The organism is Streptomyces sp. WAC 01529 (assembly GCF_003945545.1).
In the GTDB taxonomy this organism is placed as follows: domain Bacteria; phylum Actinomycetota; class Actinomycetes; order Streptomycetales; family Streptomycetaceae; genus Streptomyces; species Streptomyces anatolicus.
The window spans coordinates 6,429,824-6,445,530 of sequence record NZ_CP029617.1 but is presented as its reverse complement, the minus strand read 5'-3'; the positions used below and the strand labels follow the sequence as shown (position 1 = coordinate 6,445,530).

General features: G+C 71.3%; 11 protein-coding genes. 4 read left to right on the top strand and 7 right to left on the bottom strand.

Going from position 1 to position 15,707, the window contains the following annotated elements:
• Positions 1–40: 40 nt before the first annotated feature.
• Positions 41–2,179 carry a glycosyltransferase family 39 protein gene (locus DMA15_RS28765; RefSeq protein WP_125515639.1) on the top strand — a complete coding sequence of 713 codons (2,139 nt, stop codon included), beginning with the start codon at positions 41–43 and terminating at the stop codon, positions 2,177–2,179.
• Positions 2,180–2,210: 31 nt separating this feature from the next.
• On the opposite strand, the gene DMA15_RS28760 is transcribed toward DMA15_RS28765, so the two are convergent.
• The 4 genes from DMA15_RS28760 to DMA15_RS28745 form a co-directional block, all read right to left on the bottom strand.
• Positions 2,211–3,365, bottom strand: a complete 1,155-nt coding sequence (locus DMA15_RS28760; protein WP_240659980.1) for a S1 family peptidase — start codon at positions 3,363–3,365, stop codon at positions 2,211–2,213.
• A gap of 208 nt (positions 3,366–3,573) precedes the next feature.
• Positions 3,574–6,288 (bottom strand): aconitate hydratase AcnA, encoded by a 2,715-nt coding sequence (gene acnA / locus DMA15_RS28755; RefSeq protein WP_125515638.1) that lies wholly within the window; start codon positions 6,286–6,288, stop codon positions 3,574–3,576.
• A gap of 268 nt (positions 6,289–6,556) precedes the next feature.
• Entirely contained in the window at positions 6,557–7,861 is a 1,305-nt protein-coding gene (locus tag DMA15_RS28750; RefSeq protein WP_276314399.1) for a phosphatase PAP2 family protein, read from the bottom strand.
• Positions 7,862–7,984: 123 nt separating this feature from the next.
• Entirely contained in the window at positions 7,985–8,809 is an 825-nt protein-coding gene (locus tag DMA15_RS28745; RefSeq protein ID WP_125515637.1) for a class I SAM-dependent methyltransferase, read from the bottom strand.
• Positions 8,810–8,883: 74 nt separating this feature from the next.
• Here DMA15_RS28745 and DMA15_RS28740 point away from each other — a divergent pair, with 74 nt between their 5' ends.
• Entirely contained in the window at positions 8,884–9,477 is a 594-nt protein-coding gene (locus DMA15_RS28740; RefSeq protein ID WP_125515636.1) for a TetR/AcrR family transcriptional regulator, read from the top strand.
• Between the two features lie 35 nt (positions 9,478–9,512).
• Here DMA15_RS28740 and DMA15_RS28735 read toward each other — a convergent pair whose 3' ends face one another.
• On the bottom strand, positions 9,513–10,517 hold the full coding sequence (locus DMA15_RS28735; protein WP_125515635.1) for a LacI family DNA-binding transcriptional regulator: 1,005 nt from the start codon (positions 10,515–10,517) through the stop codon (positions 9,513–9,515).
• 154 nt (positions 10,518–10,671) lie between these two features.
• Between DMA15_RS28735 and DMA15_RS28730 the strand changes: the two genes are divergently transcribed.
• Both DMA15_RS28730 and DMA15_RS28725 read left to right on the top strand, forming a co-directional pair.
• Positions 10,672–12,588, top strand: a complete 1,917-nt coding sequence (locus DMA15_RS28730; RefSeq protein ID WP_125515634.1) for an amidohydrolase — start codon at positions 10,672–10,674, stop codon at positions 12,586–12,588.
• 117 nt (positions 12,589–12,705) lie between these two features.
• Positions 12,706–14,235, top strand: a complete 1,530-nt coding sequence (locus tag DMA15_RS28725) for a UDP-N-acetylglucosamine 1-carboxyvinyltransferase (protein ID WP_125515633.1) — start codon at positions 12,706–12,708, stop codon at positions 14,233–14,235.
• 93 nt (positions 14,236–14,328) lie between these two features.
• On the opposite strand, the gene DMA15_RS28720 is transcribed toward DMA15_RS28725, so the two are convergent.
• Positions 14,329–15,078, bottom strand: a complete 750-nt coding sequence (locus tag DMA15_RS28720) for a hypothetical protein (protein WP_240659978.1) — start codon at positions 15,076–15,078, stop codon at positions 14,329–14,331.
• 114 nt (positions 15,079–15,192) lie between these two features.
• A complete protein-coding gene (locus DMA15_RS28715) occupies positions 15,193–15,591 on the bottom strand; it encodes a RidA family protein (protein WP_125515632.1) in 399 nt (132 codons plus the stop codon).
• Between the last annotated feature and the right edge of the window lie 116 nt (positions 15,592–15,707).

Sequence of the window (15,707 nt, the reverse complement as noted above, 5' to 3'; positions counted from 1 at the left end):
CTTGGCGGCCCTGTCCGGAAGCAAGGAGCCAGCAGCGACCATGACGTCTCTGACCAGCACCTCCAGCAGGACCGCGCCCTCGGCTGACCCGACGCCGCCGCGCCGCGGACGGTTCTGGCGCTCGCCGCCGGACCAGCCGCGCTGGGCCCGGCCGGGACTCCTGGGGATCGCCGCGCTCGCCGCGCTGCTCTACGCCTGGAACATCACCAGCAGCGGGTTCGCCCCGTACTACTCCCTGGCCGCCCGGAGCATGTCCGAGAGCTGGAAGGCGTTCCTTTTCACCACCGTCGATCCCTCGGCGACCCTCACCATGGACAAGATCGGCGGCTTCCTGTGGCCGCAGGCCCTGTCGGCGCGGATCTTCGGGTTCCATGACTGGGCCCTGACGCTGCCGCAGTGCGTCATGGGCGTGATCTCCGTGCTGGTGATGTACCGGCTGGTGCGCCGCTGGCAGGGGCCCGCCGCCGGGCTGCTCGCCTCCGGCCTGCTGACGGTCACGCCCGTGGCGGCCTCGATGTTCGGTCACGCGATGCCGGACGGCTCGCTCACCATGTGCCTGGTGCTCGCCGCCGACCAGTACCAGAAGGCGGTCGGCACCGCCCGGCTCAGGCCGCTGCTGCTGAGCGCTTTGTGGATCGGCATCGGCTTCCAGATGAAGATGATGCAGGCCTGGATCGCCGTCCCCGCCTTCTTCATCGGCTACCTGGTGGCGGCTCCGGTCCAGCTGCGGAAGCGACTTGGCCGGCTGGCGGTGGCGGGCGTGGTGCTCTTCTCGGTGTCGCTGTCGTGGGTGGCCCTGCTCACCTTCACCCCGAAGGACGACCGCCCCTACGTGGACGCTTCCACCAACAACAGCGCCGTCGCCATGGTCTTCGGCTACAACGGCTTCGACCGCATGCTTCCGGGCTTGATCGACGGCGGGGGGTTCGCTCGCCCCGGCGACGGGGGCGAGAAGGGGGGTGCCGGGCGGCAGGCGACGGCAGAGATCAAGGACGGGGGCAAGGGCGAGCGCAGGGGCGAGGGCAGGAGAGAAGAGGAGGGAGAGGGCAAGGGAGGGGAAAAGAGCAAGGAGCCGGGCTGGTACGGGCCTGACGGTGGTCAGCAGCCGCCCGGGAAACCCGGCCCATCGGACTGGTTCAAGCTCCTCCTCGACTCCAGGTTCACCCCGCAGATCGGCTGGCTGTACCCCCTCGCGCTGTGCGCCCTGGCCTTCGGCTTCGTACGCCACCGTGCGGGCCCTCGCACCGACCAGGCCCGCACCGGCTATCTGATGTGGGGCGTATGGCTGGCGGCAGCGGCCGGTGTGCTCAGCGCCTTATTCATCCCGCATACCGCCTACGTGGCTTCCCTCGCGCCTCCGCTCGCCGCACTGTCCGCCGCGGGGACCGTCGCCCTGTGGCGTGCCCACCGCGCGGCGACAGGAGGTTGGCGGGCCTGGACCCTGCCCGCCGTCATCGTCGCCGAGGCGGGCTGGACGGTCCATCTCGCCTCCGACTACACGGACTTCGCGCCCTGGCTCATCCCCGTCGTCGTCGTGGGGGCGCTCGCCGCGCTCGTCTCGGTCACCGTTCCAATCAGGCGGTCTGCGACCTCGCGCCCAAGCCCTGCCGCGCGGCGCCTCGGGTCGGCCGGACTGCTCGCCGGATGCCTCGCGATGTTCGCCGCTCCTGCGGCGTGGTCCCTTTCCGTGCTGGACGAACGGCACGGAGGGTCGGCGTTCGACGCGTCCGCGGGCCCTGCTCCCGCTGGGGTCGCGGGCCGCGTCGCCCGTAATGCCGATACGTCGATGACCGCCGACCAGAGCAAGCTCCTCGCCTACGTCCAGAAGCACGGCGGTTCCGCCAAGTACACGCTGTCCGCCGAGACGAGGCTGGACCTGGCCCCGTACATCTACGCCGAGGCCCCGCCCGTCCTCCCGCTCACCGGGAGGAGCCTCACCTGGTACCGGGAGCGCGTGGCCTCGGGTGAGGTCAGCTTCGCGCTGGTCACCAAGGAGCAGTTCTGGAAGACGGCGATAAGCGCCTGGGTGGAGTCGGCCTGCGCCAAGGTCGATCCCCGGACGTACGGCGCCGACCCCGACAGCGCCGCTGACGCCGACAGCGGCCGGGGCAGGGACAGAGGCAAGGGCAGCTCGCCGACGCTCTACCACTGCACTCCGGGCGACGCGGACAGGCCCTAGTGACCGGGGTGCGGCGCGCCCGACCGTAGGGTCAGGCGGTGTGCAGCCTCAGCCCGTACCGCTGAAGGATCTCGTTCACCGGCTGGAACCACGTCTCGCCGCCGCTGCTGCAGTTCCCCCAGCCGCCGGAGGTCACGCCCTGCGCCTGGTCGCCGCTGATGAACGAGCCGCCCGAGTCGCCGCCCTGGGCGCAGACGCTGGTCTTGGTCAGCTGGTGGACGACCCTGCCGTCGGAGTAGTTGACGGTCTCGTTCTTGGCGAGGAGCTGTCCGCAGTGCCACTTCGTCGTCGAACCGGAACGGCAGATCGACGAGCCGACCGGCGCCTCCGCCGAGCCGCGCACCAGCCGGTCGGGGATGGCGCCCCAGCCGAGCACGACCGGCACGGTCCACCAGCCGTGCCCGATGGAGACGTACGCGTAGTCGTCGCCCGGGAACGAGGAGCCCCGGAACGTGCCCATGTCGGAGCCGTCCCAGCCGCGTACCGCCGCGCCCGCGCGCCCGCAGTGCCCGGCGGTGACGAAACCGCCGTGCACGGAGAAGCCGATGGAGCAGCGCACGTTGCCGGTGTAGTACGGGTCGCCGCCGACAGTCCCCGCGGCGTAGGTGCGCGGCGCCCCAGGAACCGAGCCCACCCGCACGGGCGCGGTGGCGCGGGCCCGTCGCAGGAAGGCGGCGACGTCGTCGTCGCCGCGGCGAGCCTCGACGACATCGACCACGACGCGGTTCGCCCGGTGGTCGACGCGCCAACTCGCCACGCCCGAAGGTGCCTTGAGCTTGTCGACGCGGCCCTTCGCCGCGTCGAGAGCCGCCGCGCTGTGCTCGACGAGCCGGACGTCGGCGCCGGTCTCGCGTACGTCCTTCGCGGCTCGCCGCTCGGTCACGGCGACGGTGAGCCGCCCGCGCCCGGCGTCGAACCAGGCCCCTCCGTACGCGGCACCGGCGGCTTCGCGTGCCGCGCGCTCCGTCTTGGTGGCCCGCCGCTCGTCGGCGAGCCGCTCGCGCGCGGCGGCGGGCGTGAGGCCGAGGTCGCGCCGCATCGCGTCGAGGAGGGCGGCGGATGCCGGTGGCCGGGAGTCCCTCCCGGGCACGTCGGCGGCGGCGGCCGAGGGGAGGCCGGTGCCGAGACAGGCGGCCGTCAGGAGGAGGGCGGACAGGCGAAGGCGTGCGGTGGTCTTGCGTCCCACGGGGGTCCTCTCGTCGTACCAACTGGCCGGTGACTGAGCTGAGTTGAACGGGTGAGAGCGCTCTCTGCGACTGGTGCGGCCGAGCGTAGGGAGGGCGCGCCGACAAGTCCATACGTTCCCCGGCCACTGTCCGCCCCCCGGGAACGTGCGAGGGCCGCACCCCGTCGCGATGACGGGATGCGGCCCTCAACTGCCGTGCGCGGTAAGCCTACTTGCGGATCAGGCTGCGCAGCACGTACTGCATGATGCCGCCGTTGCGGTAGTAGTCCGCCTCACCGGGCGTGTCGATGCGGACGACCGCGTCGAACTCCACGCCCGTGTCGGTGGTGACCTTCACCGTGCGGGGGGTCGTGCCGTCGTTCAGCTCGGTCACGCCGGTGAAGGAGAAGGTCTCCTCGCCGGTCAGGCCGAGGGACGAGGCGGACTGGCCCTCCGGGTACTGGAGCGGCAGCACGCCCATGCCGATGAGGTTCGAGCGGTGGATGCGCTCGTACGACTCGGCGATCACGGCCTTGACGCCGAGGAGCGCGGTGCCCTTGGCGGCCCAGTCACGGGACGAGCCGGAGCCGTACTCCTTGCCCGCGAGGACGACCAGCGGAATGCCCTGGTCGATGTAGTTGCGCGAGGCGTCGTAGATGAACGAGACCGGCGCGTCGGCCTGCGTGAAGTCACGCGTGAAGCCGCCCTCGGTGCCCGGCGCGATCTGGTTGCGCAGGCGGATGTTGGCGAACGTACCGCGGATCATGACCTCGTGGTTGCCTCGGCGCGAGCCGTAGGAGTTGAAGTCGCGGCGCTGCACGCCGTGCTCCGTGAGGTACTTGCCCGCCGGGGTGTCGGCCTTGATCGCACCGGCCGGGGAGATGTGGTCGGTGGTGACCGAGTCGCCCAGCTTGGCGAGGACGCGGGCGCCCGTGATGTCGGAGACCGGGGTGGTCTCCATCGTCATGCCCTCGAAGTACGGGGGCTTGCGGACGTACGTCGACTCGGTGTCCCACTCGAAGGTGTTGCCGGTCGGGATCGACAGGGCCTGCCACTGGGCGTCACCCGCGAAGACGTCCTGGTAGGACTTGTTGAACATGTCCTCGCCGATGGAGTTGGCGACGACGTCGTTGACCTCGGCCTCGGAGGGCCACACGTCCTTGAGGTAGACCGGGTTGCCGTCCTGGTCGACACCGAGCGCCTCGGTCGTGATGTCGATCTTCATCGAACCGGCGAGGGCGTACGCGACGACCAGCGGCGGGGACGCCAGGTAGTTCATCTTGACGTCGGGGTTGATGCGGCCCTCGAAGTTCCGGTTGCCGGAGAGGACGGACGTCACGGCCAGGTCGTGGTCGTTGACGGCCTTCGAGACCTCCTCGGGCAGCGGGCCCGAGTTGCCGATGCAGGTGGTGCAGCCGTAGCCGACGAGGTTGAAGCCGACCTTGTCGAGGTAGGGGGTGAGCCCCGCCTTGTCGAAGTAGTCGGTGACGACCTTCGAGCCGGGCGCGAGGGTGGTCTTGACCCACGGCTTGCGGGTCAGGCCCTTCTCGACGGCCTTCTTCGCGACGAGCGCGGCGGCGACCATCACGTACGGGTTCGAGGTGTTGGTGCAGGAGGTGATCGCGGCGACGGTGACGGCGCCGTGGTCCAGCTCGTACGTCGAGCCGTCGGGGGCGGTCACCAGGACCGGGTTCGACGGGACGCCGTTGGTGGTCGCCGGGGAGTCGGAGGCCGGGAAGGACTCCTTGCCCGCCTCGTCCACGCTGTCGACGTAGTTGCGTACGTCGATCTTGAACTGCTCGGCGGCGTTGGCGAGGACGATGCGGTCCTGCGGACGCTTCGGACCGGCGATGGAGGGGACGACCGTGGAGAGGTCCAGCTCCAGCTTCTCGGAGAAGTCGGGCTCGGCGGCCGGGTCCAGCCAGAGGCCCTGCTCCTTGGCGTACGCCTCGACGAGCGCGACCTGCTGCTCGTCGCGGCCGGTCAGGCGCAGGTACTTCAGCGTCTCGTCGTCGATCGGGAAGATCGCGGCGGTGGAGCCGAACTCGGGCGACATGTTGCCGATGGTGGCGCGGTTCGCGAGGGAGGTGGCGGAGACGCCCTCGCCGTAGAACTCGACGAACTTGCCGACGACGCCGTGCTTGCGCAGCATCTCGGTGATGGTCAGCACGAGGTCCGTGGCGGTGGTGCCAGCGGGCAGCTCACCGGTCAGCTTGAAGCCGACGACGCGCGGGATGAGCATGGAGACCGGCTGGCCGAGCATCGCGGCCTCGGCCTCGATGCCGCCGACGCCCCAGCCGAGGACGCCGAGGCCGTTGACCATCGTGGTGTGCGAGTCGGTGCCGACCAGGGTGTCGGGGTAGGCCTGGCCGTTACGGACCATGACCGTACGGGCCAGCTTCTCGATGTTCACCTGGTGGACGATGCCGGTGCCCGGGGGGACGACCTTGAACTCGTCGAAGGCGGTCTGGCCCCAGCGCAGGAACTGGTAGCGCTCCTTGTTGCGGCCGTACTCCAGCTCCACGTTCTGGCCGAAGGCCTCCGCGGTGCCGAACTTGTCGGCGATCACGGAGTGATCGATGACCAGCTCGGCCGGGGCCAGCGGGTTGATCTTCGCCGGGTCGCCGCCGAGCTCCTTCACGGCCTCACGCATGGTGGCGAGGTCCACCACGCACGGGACGCCGGTGAAGTCCTGCATGATCACGCGGGCCGGCGTGAACTGGATCTCCTGGGAGGGCTGGGCCTGGGAGTCCCAGTTGCCGAGCGCACGGATGTGGTCGGCGGTGATGTTCGCGCCGTCCTCGGTGCGGAGCAGGTTCTCAAGGAGGACCTTCAGGCTATAAGGGAGCCGTGCGGAGCCCTCGACCTTGTCCAGCTTGAAGATCTCGTACGACTCGTCGCCCACGCGCAGCGTGCTGCGGGCGTCGAAGCTGTTCGCCGACACGACAGTCTCCTTCTTTTTTGTGCGCGTTCCAGCACATCCTGCCGCCACGACTCCTCGTCGATCCGCTAAGGTAAGGCTTAGTTAGGTAACCCTTACCGAGTGGCGGCCTCTGGTGCGCTCGGCAGATATCTCGATGTCGAGATAACTCTAGTACACGAGCCGGGGTGACGACGAGGCGCGCCTTCATTACGCCCGCGCGGGGCGGCGGCAATGCGCTGCCCCGCGCTTGACCGCCCCTGAGACGGGGCGGCCGCATCGAGCCCTGCCGTCAGACCATCTCGGGCTGCGGCTCCAGCTTCTGCGTCGGCGGCGCGGGCTTCGGTTCGCGTGGTTCCGCGGTCCGTATGTAGCCGTAGATGACCGAAGCCATCGCCCCGATCAGCAGCGGCCCGAACAGCCACGGGTGCCGGGCCATCTCCATCGGCAGGAAGCGGTACGACAGCAGGAACAGGACGAAGACGGTCGTGCCGTAGGCCACCAGCTGGATGCTCGCCCGGTCCCAGCCGCGGTCGAACGAGCGCAGCGCCGCGTCGATCGTGTACGCGAAGACGACACCGGCGACGATGTCCGCGCCGTAGTGGTAGCCGAATCCCAGCGTCGCGCCGAGCGTGGCGATCAGCCAGAACGTGCCCGCGTAACGCAGCAGCCTCGGCCCCTTGCGGGAGTGGATGAAGATCGTCGTGGCCCACGCCGTGTGCAGGCTCGGCATGCAGTTGCGCGGGGTCTTGTCGTCGAACGGCATCACGTGCGGGGTGGTGATCGTCGGCGGCGTGTTCGGCCAGATGTCGGCCACCGCCCAGTGCTCGCCGTGGACGCCGTACGCGAAGATCGGCCCGACCACCGGGTAGATCATGTAGATGCCGGGCCCGAGCAGACCGATGACCAGGAACGTACGCACCAGGTGGTGCCCCGGGAAGCGGCCCTCGCTCGCCACGTTGCGCAGCTGGTACAGCGCGATGACGACCGCGGCGACGGCGAGCTGGATGTAGACGTAGTCGAGGACGTGCGCGCCGACCTCGCCGGTGGCGTTGACCATCCGGCCCACGACCCAGGAGGGGTTGCCCAGCGCGTGATCGGCGGTCGCCACGTACTGGTCGAGCACCGTCGGGCGGGTCTTCCACGTGATGAGCAGCCAGGTGTCACCGGTCTTGCGGCCCGCCACGAGCAGCAGGCCGAGCCCCACGCCCTTCAGGAGCAGGAGCCGGTCCCGGCCGGTGCGGCGCGTGACGGCGATCACGACGCAGGCCAGCATCACCCACAGCGCGCCGTTGCCGAACATCATCTTGGCGTCGACCGCCCAGCGCACCAGGAAGAAGACGAGGTCGATGCCGACCGCGACCCCCATGGCGATGAACCGCTGCCGCCAGGTGAGGACCACCATCATCAGCGCCATGCCCGCGTACAGCAGCGGACCCGACTTCGGGGCGAAGATCACCTCGCGCGCCTGGTTGGTGATCGGCCCGGGCAAGCCGTAGCCGCGCGCGGCGATCTCCAGCGCGATGAGGAACGCGAGGGCCACCACAGCCACCGCGGTCCACAGGATCGCCCGTGGTCGGCGCCATGCGGCGAGCAGGGTTGTGCAGTTTGTGCGCGAAAACACCCGCGATGCTCTGGATATCAATTGTTTGGCCGATTTGTTAGACGTGGGCTGTGAGTTCGAGCATGTTATCGGAGCGATGCGGGTGGGTTTCGCGGGTCATGGCCGACTCCGTTCGGTGAGCGTGACCGTGCTGTCGCGGGCGGTGAGGGTGACCGTGGTGTAGCTCGCGGTGAAGCGGCCGCCCCTGGCGTCGATGGCGGCACCGACGGCCTCCAGTATCCCGGACCGCTTCTCCGGCGGGACGCGGGTGAGGGAGCCCTGCGTGGGGAGCTGGTCCAGCCACGCGTCGCGGGTGTACGTCCACTCCCAGTGGTCGCACCACCGCTCGGGGGCGCCGAAGCCGCCCGCCTCCCGGATGCCGTCGGCGGCCCTGGCGAACAGTGGCTCGTACCCGTCCAAGGCGCGGGGAGGCGCGGTTCGCATGGCGAAGGGGGCGTCGGGCACGGCCCGCTCGTAGGCGTCGGCGAAGGCTTCCGTGAGCGCGGGCGGGAGCTGGGGCACGTTCCAGAACAGGGCCAGGCGCCCGCCCGGCCGCAGCACCCGCGCGGCCTTGGCCGCTCCGGCGACCGGGTCGACCCAGTGCCAGGCCTGGCCCGCGACGACCGCGTCGAACTCCCGGCCCGCCGGGTCCCAGGCCTCGAACGCGGCGACCTCGACCTCGGTCCCCAGCCGCCGCGCCAGGGCCGCCATCCGGGCGTCCGGATCGACGCCGAGGACCTCGCAGCCCGCCGCGCCGAACTGCCGGGCGGCGATGCCGGTGCCGCAGCCGACGTCCAGGACGCGTGGCCCGGTGGCCGCGATGCGGGCCACCAGGGATGCGGGGTAGCGGGGGCGGGCCCGGTCGTAGCGCTCGGCGTCCGCGCCGAAGGACTCCGCCAGCCGCCGCTGTCCGTGCGGCGCCTTCTCGGGGATAGTGGGCATGTGCCCACCATGGTGGGCACGCGCCCACTCGTCAATGGGCTGGGCGGAGCCACGAGCGGAATCAGGGGTTCACGGTGCCGACAGGGGTGGCCATCCACGACGTACGCGAGCAGCTTTTCGATGCCGCGGAGCGCGTCCTGCTGCGCGCCGGGCCGAACGCGCTGACCAGCCGGGCGGTCACCACGGAGGCGGGGTGCGCCAAGGGGGTCCTGCACCGGCACTTCGCCGACTTCGACGCGTTCCTCGCGGACCTCGTGCGGGACCGCATCGGCCGGATGGAGCTGCGGGGCGCGGCGCTGCGGGCGTCCGCCGGGACCGGGAGCGTCGTCGGCAACGTCAGCGGCGCGCTCGCCGGACTCTTCGGCTCGGTGGCCCTGGCGATCGTCGGGCTCATCACCTCCCGGGACGTGCTGCGCGCCCGGCTCCGCGAGACCTCGCCGACCGGCGTCCCGCTCCTGACGGAGGCCACGGCCATGCTCGCGGCCTACCTCACCGCCGAACGCGAGCGGGGCCGTATCAAGGCGGACGCGGACGTCGGCACGCTCGCGCTGACGCTGATCGGTTCCGGCCATCTGCTCTTCGCGGGGCGGGAGGGGGTTCCGGTGGAGGACGACGAGGTCCGCAGGGTGGTGGCCTCGGTGATCGCGGGGGTGGTGCGGGGGGCGTAGGGGCGGGAGTGCGTTCGCGCGGCCCTGCGCCCCGGCTACTGCGCGGAGCCGGAGGAGGCCGAAGAGGCCCGTGCCAGGAGCGCGGACGGTACGACGACGGGGCCCGGCGGCGTCCGGCACGTGCCCTCGATCTGGTCGACGAGGAGCGTCACGGCGGCGCGCCCCGTGCGTTCCGGGTCGAGGGTCACCGTGGTCACCGGCGGCACGGTCACCGCGTACCCGGGGTCCTCGCTCGCGCACACCAGGCGCAAATCGGCCGGGACGCGCAGGCCGAGGCGGGCCGCCGCGGCCAACAGCTGGCGGCCGCCCGGGTCGTACGCGGCGTAGACGGCGTCGGCGCGGTCCGGGCCGCGCAACAGCGCGTCGAACGCGTGCCCTTGGCCGTCGGCCGCCTCGAAGGGCACGATCCGCGGGGCCGTGCCGTGCCGGACGCACCACCTGGTGTACGCCGCCGTGACCGCGCGGGCGTAGTGCTCATCGCCGTTGCCCGACTGGAGGGCGATGCGGCGGGCGCCGGACGCGGTGAGGTGGTCGAGGACCCCGTGCGTGGTCGCCTCGTGATCGTTGTCGACCCAGCGGTCGCCGGGGCGGGGGTCGCCGGGGGCGCCGTCGAAGACGAGCGGGATGCCGCGGGCCCGCAGCGCGCGGACCATCGGGTCGCCGCGCGGGCTGTCCACGATGAGCATGCCGTCGACGCTCAGGCCGTGCCAGGAGTCGTCCGCGGCGCGGTCGGCGGGGAAGGTCGTCAGGGCGTAACCCCGCGCGTGGGCGGCGGAGGTGGCCGCGGTGACCACGCGCGAGAAGTACGCCACCTCCGTGTAGTTCCAGGCGCCGGGGAAGGTGGTGACGGCGACGCCGAGCGTGCGGCCGCTCCGGGGGCCGGGGGTGCCGTAGCCGAGCCGCGTCGCCGTCTCACGGACGCGGCGGCGGGTGGCCTCGCCGATCCTGCCGGTGCCGTTGAGGGCGTGGGAGACCGTCGCCGTCGAGACCTCCGCGGCGCGGGCTATGTCGGTCAGTCTCGGCCCTGGCACGCGGCTCATCGTACGGAAATCGTCGTCCGGGGCGGGTTCTGGTTAACGGATTACTCGTCGAGGGTCTGGTGCGGGTCGTGGCGGGGCTGCCCGTGCCGCAGCTTCGCGGCGGGAGCCCCCCTCACTCGTCCCTGGCCGTCGCCGTCACGTTTGGAGTGCCCTCTTGCCCCAGCCGCCCGCATCCCAGTCATACGTCCCCCAGCCCTCCCGGCGCGGCCTTCTCCTCGCCGCCGGAGCCGCCGGAGCAGCCGGGGCCGTCGGAGCCCTCGGCACCGCCGGAGTCGCCGCCGCCTCCCCCGCCCGGCGCCGCTCCGCCGCGCTCGTCGTGCACAACGCCCGTGTGTTCACCGGCACTTCGGACCCCGCGCGGGCCGAAGCCGTGGCCGTCGGGCGGGACGGACGGATCCTCGCCGTGGGGGCCGGCCGCGCCCTGCGGCGGTTCATCGGCCGGGACACCGAGGTGGTTGACGCCCGGGGTGGCACCCTCATGAGCGGCGTCCACGACGGGCACGCCCATCCGATGGACGCCGCGAGCCGTTCCCTGCGGCCCTCTCTCGCGGGGGCGGAGCAGACGGTCGAGGAGCTGCAGAAGACGCTGACCGGGTTCCTGGCGGACTCCGCCGACCAGGAGCCCGACGGTTGGCTTGTGGTGGAGGACTGGAACCCCATCGGGCTCCTCCCCCGGGGCACCGCCCCGCACCACTCGATGCTCGACGCGCTGCCGACCCGGCGCCCGATCGTCCTGCGCGGCGGCGACGGCCACAACCTGTGGGCCAGTCAGCGCGCCCTGGACATCGCGAAGGTCACCGCCTCGACCCCGGACCCGCCCGGCGGGGAGATCGTCAAGGGCAGGGACGGCAAGCCCACCGGCGTGCTGAAGGACGACGCCCAGCCGCTCGTCTCCCGGCACGTCCCCGAGCCCGACGCGACCCGATTGGCGCAGGCCGCCGAGAAGATCTTCGCCGAGGCCGCCGCGTCCGGGATCACCACGTTCATGGAAGCCGTGGTGGACCGCTCCGTGCTGAACGTCTATCAGCGCCTCGCCGAGTCGGGCCGCCTGCCGCAGCGCATCGTGCCCGCCCTGCGCATCGACGCCGAGCTGACGAAGGATCCGGCGGCGGCGCTCGCGTACGCCGACGGGCTGCGGGCGGACTTCAAGGGCGTACGCGGACTGCGCTTCGGCACGGTCAAGGTCTTCCTCGACGGGGTCATCGAGCACCCGGCGCAGACCGCCGCGCTCCTGGAGCCCTATCTGGACGAGGACGGCAGGCCCACCGACAACCGCGGTGACCTGTACGTCTCGGCGGCCGACTACGGACGGCTCAGCGCCGCCTTCAACGCGGCGGGCTGGCAGATGCACGCGCACGCCATCGGCGACCGCGCCGTGCGCACCTCCCTCGACGGTTACGCGTACGCCCTGCGCGCCACCGGCCGCCGCGACCTGCGCAACACCACGGCCCACCTCCAACTGGTCGACCCCGCCGACCTCCCCCGCTTCGCCGCGCTCGGCGTCGTCGCCTGCATGCAGCTCCAATGGGCCGCCCGTGACACCTGGACCGTGGACGCCCTGCTGCCGTACATCGGCGCCGCGCGCCACCGATGGCTGTATCCGGCGCGCGGCCTCCAGAAGCGGCGCGCGGTGCTCGCGGGTGGCTCGGACTGGCCGGTCGACCCCCTTCAGGTGTGGAACCAGATCCGGACCGCGATCGACCGCCGGGGCGCGGACGGCGAGGGTGACCTCTACCGCGCCGAGGAAGGCATCACCCGTACGTCTTCCCTGCTCATGCACACCCTGGGCACCGCTCGTCAACTCCGCGCCGACCACCTCACCGGGACGGTGGAGCGGGGCAAGGAGGCCGATCTCGTGCTGCTCGACCGCGATGTGACGCGGTGTCCGGTGGCCGATATCAGCTCCGCCGAGGTGCGCCTCACGCTCGTCGGAGGCACAGTGGTGCATGACGCGCAGTCGTCGGCAGGACGCGCGGCCGCCGCCCGGGTGACGCGGGCGGCGGCGGGGCCCCGGCCCACGGCGTACGCGTCGGTGCACGGCGGACGGCACGCTTCCTGCGGCTGCGGGTGAACTCCCGTACGGAGGTGGCGGGTGAGCCCCTGTGGGGAAACGGCACCCGGAAGGCCGCTCCCCGGATGGACCACCCCAGCGCGTGCGTCATCTCATATCTGAGATAACCTGCGACACATGGCAGACGACTACCTCGTACGCATCGGCAAGCTCATCCGGGACGCCCGGCAGCACAGGGGCTGGACTCAGGCGCAGCTCGCCGAAGCGCTCAGCACCAGCCAGAGCGCCGTGAACCGCATCGAGCGGGGCAACCAGAACATCAGCCTTGAGATGATCGCCCGTATCGGCGAGGCGCTCGACAGCGAGATCGTGTCGCTCGGCTACGCCGGGCCGATGCACCTGCGGGTGGTCGGCGGCCGCCGGCTCTCCGGCTCCATCGACGTCAAGACGAGCAAGAACGCGTGCGTGGCGCTGCTCTGCGCGTCCCTGCTCAACAAGGGCCGCACGGTGCTGCGCCGCGTCGCCCGCATCGAGGAGGTCTACCGGCTCCTGGAGGTGCTCAACTCCATCGGCGTCCGCACCCGTTGGATCAACGACGGCGTCGACCTGGAGATCGTGCCGCCCGCCGAGCTGGACATGGACGCGATCGACGCGGAGGCCGCGCGCCGCACCCGCTCGATCATCATGTTCCTCGGCCCGCTGCTGCACCGCATGGACCGGTTCAAGCTGCCGTACGCGGGCGGCTGCGACCTCGGCACCCGCACGATCGAGCCACACATGATCGCGCTGCGCCGGTTCGGCCTGGACATCGCGGCGACCGAGGGCCTCTACCACGCCGAGGTCGCGCGGGACGTCTCCCCCGACCGGCCCATCGTGCTGACCGAGCGCGGGGACACCGTCACGGAGAACGCGCTGCTCGCGGCGGCCCGCAGCGCCGGTACGACCGTCATCCGCAACGCCTCGTCGAACTACATGGTCCAGGACCTGTGCTTCTTCCTGGAGGCGCTGGGCGTCAAGGTCGAGGGCATCGGCACGACGACGCTGACCGTGCACGGCGTGCCGACCATCGACGTCGACGTCGACTACTCCCCCTCCGAGGACCCGGTCGAGGCGATGAGCCTGCTGGCCGCGGCGGTCGTCACGGAGTCCGAGCTGACGGTGTGCCGGGTGCCGATCGAGTTCCTGGAGATCGAGCTGGCGGTCCTGGAGGAGATGGGCCTCGACCACGACAGGTCGGCGGAGTACGCGGCGGACAACGGCCGCACCCGCCTCATCGACCTCACCGTGCGCCCCTCCAAGCTGGAGGCGCCGATCGACAAGATCCACCCGATGCCGTTCCCCGGCCTGAACATCGACAACGTCCCCTTCTTCGCGGCCATCGCGGCGGCGGCGCAGGGCAAGACGCTGATCCACGACTGGGTCTACGACAACCGCGCCATCTACCTCACGGACCTCAACCGCCTGGGCGGCCGCCTCCAGCTCCTCGACCCGCACCGGGTCCTGGTGGAGGGCCCCACCCGCTGGCGCGCCGCCGAGATGATGTGCCCGCCGGCCCTGCGCCCGGCCGTGGTGGTCCTGCTCGCGATGATGGCGGCGGAGGGCACGTCGGTGCTGCGCAACGTCTACGTGATCAACCGCGGCTACGAGGATCTGGCGGAGCGGCTGAACTCGGTGGGGGCGCAGATCGAGACGTTCCGGGACATCTGAGGTCCCTCCCGAGACACGGCTGCCGTACCTCCCTCTGAGGGGGGCGGCAGCCGTGTCTTGCTCCGGAGGGCGGCAGCCGTACCTCAGGGGCCGTTACTGGCCCGAGGCCGCGAGTTCCTTGAGGTCGACCGTGTCGCCCTCGCCCGGCGTCTTCGGGTTCACGGGCTCGTTGTAGTCGCTGAAGGTCGCCTCGTTCGGCTTGTCGCCGCCCTTCACGGTGGTGCGCAGGATGTACGGCTTGCCCTCCGTGGCGACGTACATCGTGTGGGTCTCTCCGCCGGAGGCCTTCTTCGTCAGCGTGATGGCCTCCTTCCCGTCGATGGACGTGGTGTCGCCCTTCTTCATGCCCTTGCGGGTCGACTTGTCCTCGTCCATGGAGGCGATCAGGCCCTGCTTGTCGCAGAGGCCGGACGTCGACGCGTCGTCGGCGGGCATCTTGACCCACTTGTCGACGACCTTGGACAGCACCTTGTCCGAACCGGGCTGGTTCTTCAGCGAGTTCTTCCAGTACTGCTCGTTGCCGCGCACGAACAGCGTCGCGTTCGTGTGCCGCAGCTCGGCCTTGGCGCCCTCGGTGTCGACGGATCCCTCGCAGTTCTTCTCCTGGTCGACCGCGAGGTCCACGCTCAGCGACTTCCCGCCGGACTGGCGCATGTCGCCCTTGAGGCGCATCGAGTCCGCCTTCTTGGTGGCCGCGACCGCCTTGGCCGCGATCTGGTCGGCGCTGTCCTTCGCGAACGGCTTGTCGGAGCCGCCCCCGTCGCCGTCGTCCCCACACCCCGTCAGCAGAACGGCCGAGAGCCCCATGATGCCGATGACACCCGTCACCTTGCTCGCACGCACGTCTTCACCCCTCCTCAACCGCGGCCCTGGTGGCCTCGGCTGTCTCCGCGTACCCCCGAACTTCGTTCCGACGCAGTCGACTTGGCGGGGTTTCCCGTCCCACTCCTCTGCCCCTCAGTCGAGGACCGCCACCCCGTCCAGCTCCACGAGGGCTTGCTCGTCCCAGAGCCGGACCGCGCCGACCACCGCCATGGCGGGGTAGTCGCGCCCCGCCAACTCACGCCAGATCCGGCCCAGTTCGGGGGCGTGCTCGCGGTAGTCGGCGACGTCCGTGGCGTAGACGGTGACGCGGGCGAGGTCGGCGGGGGTGCCGCCCGCGTGGCGCAGGGCGGTGAGCAGATTGGCGAGCGCCACCTCGAACTGCTCGGGCAGGGTGGTTCCGGTGACCTTCCCGGCGCCGTCCAGGGCGGTCTGCCCGGCGAGGAAGACGAGCCGGGATCCAGTGGCGGTGACGGCGTGCGAGAAGCCGGTGGGCGGGGAGAGTTCGGCGGGATTGACGCGGTGCAGGGTCATGGGATGAGGCTCCTGGCTCCTGGATCGGGGATGCGCCCCAAAGGGGCGCGGGGAACTGCGCGACCAGCCACGACGGGCCCGCACGGGATCGGGGCCAGCCGCGGCGGGCCCGCACG